Annotated in this window: 4 protein-coding genes; 3 read left to right on the top strand and 1 reads right to left on the bottom strand. The window is 55.1% G+C overall.

The window, feature by feature from the left end:
* Positions 1 to 729: hypothetical protein (locus GAP13_RS12560; RefSeq protein ID WP_503473388.1), on the top strand; the 729-nt coding region annotated here is incomplete at its 5' end.
* A 47-nt stretch (positions 730 to 776) separates the two neighbouring features.
* On the opposite strand, the gene hutU is transcribed toward GAP13_RS12560, so the two are convergent.
* On the bottom strand, positions 777 to 2792 hold the full coding sequence (gene hutU / locus GAP13_RS12555; RefSeq protein WP_158908637.1) for a urocanate hydratase: 2016 nt from the start codon (positions 2790 to 2792) through the stop codon (positions 777 to 779).
* A 205-nt stretch (positions 2793 to 2997) separates the two neighbouring features.
* Between hutU and trxA the strand changes: the two genes are divergently transcribed.
* Positions 2998 to 3360 (top strand): thioredoxin, encoded by a 363-nt coding sequence (trxA, locus tag GAP13_RS12550; protein WP_158908636.1) that lies wholly within the window; start codon positions 2998 to 3000, stop codon positions 3358 to 3360.
* 203 nt (positions 3361 to 3563) lie between these two features.
* Complete coding sequence (locus GAP13_RS12545; RefSeq protein WP_158908635.1) at positions 3564 to 4670, top strand: Ldh family oxidoreductase; 1107 nt, start codon at positions 3564 to 3566, stop codon at positions 4668 to 4670.
* Positions 4671 to 4906: the final 236 nt, after the last annotated feature.

Raw genomic sequence — 4906 nt, 5'->3', positions numbered from 1 at the left:
CAGTACTTTCCGAACGAAATCCCCATTGCGGTGGGACGGACAAGCGGCTTCGTGCTCGATGTCAGTCACTGCACACGGCGGCGCTCAGGGAGCATGCGGCAGGACCAGAAGGCGAAGGCACAGGCGCTCTATTCGACGATTCGGCTCGAACGGGGTGGGATCGGCCGGTCATTCAGGGAGGTGCTGGCGACGAGCCTTGCTGTGCAGCCGCCACAGCCTCATAGGCCCTTCGTGCTGATCACCGATGAGAAGCCCGACTATGCGCGCCTCGTGCGGCGGCTTGCAGCCTACTGGGGTGAGGGAGGGGGGCGACTCGTGCACCTGAGGATTTCATCCCACCTGCCACGGACGATCCACAATCCACTCTTTTCTTCGAACTACACCGATCGCGAGCTCAGAAAGGACCTGGCGAACCACCATCGTGAGAGTGTCTGCTTCAACCGCAATGTCGCAAACGGCATGCTGCGCCTCTGGGCCTACCTTATGTGGCACAACTACTTAAAGCCCTACCGTATCCGCTGGCCGAAAGGCCGAAGACCCGCCACCCATGCCGAGGCGAGCGGCATCGATGCAACTGCGCTCGAGAACGTATATAGAAGCTTTTTCGAAGAACGGGCGTTTCTGACACGAAGCCCTTTGAGCCCGACGATGGCGAGAAGCTGGAAGAAGGAATGGCGGACACCGGGGAAGGAGAAGGCGGAGTATCTTCCCAAGCTGGCGCTCGGTTGAACAGCGTGTGCTGGATTGGCGAGGTGCGTTCTTCTCAGTGCCCTCGTTTACACAAGGTTGAGAGCACTAATCACGGCGTCCAATAAGTTTTCATCCACCAGATTCGGCATAGTGATGACGCCGAATTCTGCGCGTTCCCGATTGAATTCATCGCAGACTTCCATTGCATGCGGATTGCGCGCCCATGAACGCCGCGCAACGCCTCCCATCACATCCCAACTGAGCGCCATGCGGATCACTCGATCTACTCGCTCCGAGCCATCGAGTACAAGGCCAAAGCCTCCGTTGATCGCCTTGCCGATACCAACCCCACCCCCATTATGCAGCGCCACCAGGCTCATGCCCCTGGCTGCGTTTCCTGCAAAACACTGCACCGCCATATCGGCCATCACATTCGAGCCATCTTTTATGTTGCTCGTCTCCCTGAAGGGGCTGTCGGTGCCACCCGTATCGTGGTGATCGCGCCCGAGCATCACCGGGCCGATTTCGCCCTTTCGCACCATTTCGTTGAACTTGTGCGCGATGTTCATGCGTCCGAAGGCGTCCTGGTAGAGAATCCGTGCTTGCGTCCCTACGACAAGCTTATTTTTCTCCGCATCGCGAATCCATATCCAGTTATCGCGGTCCTGGCCGCGACGGTTCGGGTCGATGCACTCCATTGCAGCATGGTCGGTCTTGATGAGGTCTTCTTTTTTTCCTGACAAGCAGACCCAGCGGAAGGGCCCATAGCCATAATCGAAAAGCTCCGGCCCCAGAATGTCCTCGACATAGCTCGGAAGGATAAAGCCGTCCTTATCGTCGACGCCGTTTTTCGAAATCTCCTTGACGCCTGCGTCGAATACCGCTTTCAAAAAGGAGTTGCCATAATCGAAGAAATAGGTACCTTTGCGCACAAGGCGCATGATGACCTCGAAATGCCTGCGCAGCGACGCATCGACGAGGGCGCGGAAATATGTCCTGTCTTCGGCCAGAAGCCGCGTGCGTTCTTCAAAAGTAATCCCGACAGGGCAATAGCCGCCGTCGTACGGCACATGGCAGCTCGTCTGATCAGACAGTAGGTCTACGCGGATATTCTGCGCATCGAGGTATTCCAGAAGATCGACGATATTGCCGTGGTAGGCCACTGCAATCGGTTCTCCCTTATCTCGGGCTGCAATTGCAAGACGAACCGCATTCTCGAGCGAATCCGCCACACGCGAAACCCAGCCCTGCGAAAACCGCGTATCGATGCGAGATCGATCCACTTCCGCGATGATCGAAGCCGCCCCGGCGATGATCGCCGCCTTGCCCTGTGCTCCCGACATGCCTCCCAAACCCGATGAAACAAAGAGCTTGCCGGCAAGGTCGCCATCTTTGGAAACGCCCAGCTTGAGCCTGCCAGCGTTGAGAAGAGTGTTGTAGGTTCCATGCACGATGCCCTGCGGGCCAATATACATCCAGCCGCCGGCGGTCATCTGGCCGTAGTTTGCGACGCCCATCGCCGCGGCGATATTGAAATCCTTCTGGTTGTCGAACATGCCGACCATGAGCCCGTTGGTGATAATAACCCGTGGTGCGTACGGGTGGCTCGCAAAAATCCCCAAGGGATGCCCCGACTCAACCACAAGCGTGCTATTTTCATCCAGAATTTCAAGATATTTGCAGATCAGGCGATACTGCATCCAGTTCTGGCAAACCTGCCCCGTTTCGCCGTATGTAACAAGTTCATACGGATAGAGCGCGACATCGAAATCGAGATTGTTGTCGATCATCACGCGGAAAGCGCGGCCTTCGAGGCATTTCCCCGGATACTGGTCGATAGGAAGGCCCTTGAGGCGCCCCTGCGGCCGGAACCGATAGCCATAGATGCGCCCGCGCTCCCTGAGCTCCTTCAGAAATTCAGGGGCGAGTTTTTCGTGCCATTTTTGGGGGATATAGCGCAGCGCATTTTTGAGTGCAAGCCGTTCCTGGGCAGGGCTCAGTTCCGCTTCACGGCGCGGCGCTCTACGGATTCCCGGTTCGAAGACAGGCTCCGGTGGGAGTTCGTCAAAATCGAGCGATATGGTATATGGCGATGAATTCATGTTCTTGCCTCCATGAATGGCTTTTTTGCAGATTATATTTTACCATGGATTCAGCCGGGCGGAAATGAAAGCCGGGTTCGTCTGCATGCGAGGGCGGCAGGAGGAAGCTGTAAAGGCCTCGCAGCGCGTATTTTTTAACCTGCCTTGCGCCCCCCTTGCCGAAAAAAGTTTTTATATATAAATTATTCTATATAAGGAGATTCCAGTGACAGAGAATTTAAACAAAGAAACCTTTCTCGAAAAGGTCTTCAATTATGAAAAAGAAAAAGAGTGGAAGTACAACGGCGAGCTGCCAGCAATCATCGATTTCTGGGCGCCATGGTGCGGGCCGTGCAGGATGGTAGGCCCTGTTCTCGAAAAGATTTCCGATGAATATGCCGGAAAACTTATCGTCTATAAAGTGAATACTGACGAAGAACAGGAACTTGCAGCGGCCTTTGGCATTCAGAGCATTCCTTCCATTCTGTTTATCCCGGTAAATGGCCAGCCGCAGATGGCGGTTGGCGCTCTTCCAAAATCGACAATTGAATCCGCAATCAAGGATGTGCTAGGTGTCGAAGCAGCATAATTGGTGACCCGGCGGGCGCTCATTTTCCCTCCTCCGAGCGCCCGTTTTTTATTTCCAGTGCAACTGCGCTGCAGCATATTTGCCACCCCGCCTCTAATTCACGCTTTTTCCATTGCCAAGCCCGTATCTTCGGATTTATGATACGCTCGTTGTTATGAGTCGCGCAGTCATTTGGCGCGAATAATCAGAATGAGGAGCATGGTATGGATAATGATGTCACCTGGTGGAAATTCGACGAAGTTGAAGCATTCATGAAAGCTGGATTCGAGGCAGTCGGTGTGGCTCCGGAAGTTGCGGCAGTATGCGCCGATGTATTGATTTCAGCAGACAAACGCGGTGTGGATTCGCATGGTGTCGGCAGATACAAACCGATTTACCTCGACCGGATTTGGGCTGGCATTCTCAATCCCAAGACAACCTTTGATGTAGTGAGAGAGACTCCGACAACCGCGGTGATCGATGGACACAACGGCATGGGCCACTATATCGCGAAGCGCGCGATGGAACTCGCCATTGAAAAAGCGGAAAAATATGGCATCGGCATGACGGTCTGCCGCAATTCGACGCATTATGGTGCAGCATTTTACTATGCGCGCATGGCTGTCGAGCATGGCATGATCGGCTTGACCACTACAAATGCAAGGCCGGCCATCGCGCCAACCTGGGGCGTCGAACCCATGCTCGGCACCAACCCGCTTACCTGGGGTATGCCCTCCGACGAGGATTTCCCCTTCATGCTCGACTGCGCGACCTCTGTCACTCAGCGCGGGAAAATCGAACTCTATGACAGGCTCGGAAAAGAACTTCCCGATGGCTGGGTGATCGGACAGGACGGCAAGTACCGCCACGATACGCATCAAGTGCTTACTGACCTGACGCAGGACAAGGCGGCCCTGACCCCGCTCGGCGGCTTGGGCGAAGACCTAGGCGGGTATAAAGGCTATGGCTACGCCATGGTAGTCGAGCTTCTTTCGAGCGCCCTTTCGCAGGCGAATTTCATGAAAGCGCTCGCGGATATCGGCCCTGACGGCAAGAAGAAACCCATCGAGCTCGGGCACAGCTTCCTCGCCATCAATATCAGCGCGTTCTGTGACCTCGAAGACTTCAAGCACCATGTCGGCGAAGTCAGCCGCCAGCTCCGCGCTTCAAAGAAAGCCCCTGGGGCAGAGCGCATCTGGACCCCCGGCGAAAAAGAACACGAAATCTGGCTCTACCGCAAGGATAAGGGCGTTCCCTTCAACCCACCGCTCAAGAAGGCATTCAAGGAAGTCAAGGAGCGCTGCAATCTGAATATCGAATTGCCATTTTGATTGAATGAGTACTGCTCTCAACCTTGGGTAAAGAATTGAAGCAAAGATAGTCAGTTTGTGCGAATACCTCTATGACCGCCCCTGCGGTCAAGGAGGGTATTCGTGCACTGGTTTGCCTTTTGTCCCAATCCGAACTGTTCCTACCATCACGAGGCCCCCGCCTCGCCCTGGGCTTATGCGATTGGCTGGTATGCTACCAAGGCCTTCGGGAAGGTGCGCCGGTTCCGTTGTACGCG

Source organism: Rectinema subterraneum (genome assembly GCA_009768935.1).
Taxonomy (GTDB): domain Bacteria; phylum Spirochaetota; class Spirochaetia; order Treponematales; family Rectinemataceae; genus Rectinema; species Rectinema subterraneum.
Note: the sequence above shows the minus strand (reverse complement) of the source record. Positions and strands in the feature narration are given on the sequence as shown.

Excerpts from the sequence above, each read along its gene's own strand:
- GAP13_RS12545 (WP_158908635.1), top strand. The coding sequence starts at position 3,564 with ATGGATAATGATGTCACCTGGTGGAAATTCGACGAAGTTGAAGCATTC.
- hutU (WP_158908637.1), bottom strand. The coding sequence starts at position 2,792 with ATGAATTCATCGCCATATACCATATCGCTCGATTTTGACGAACTCCCA.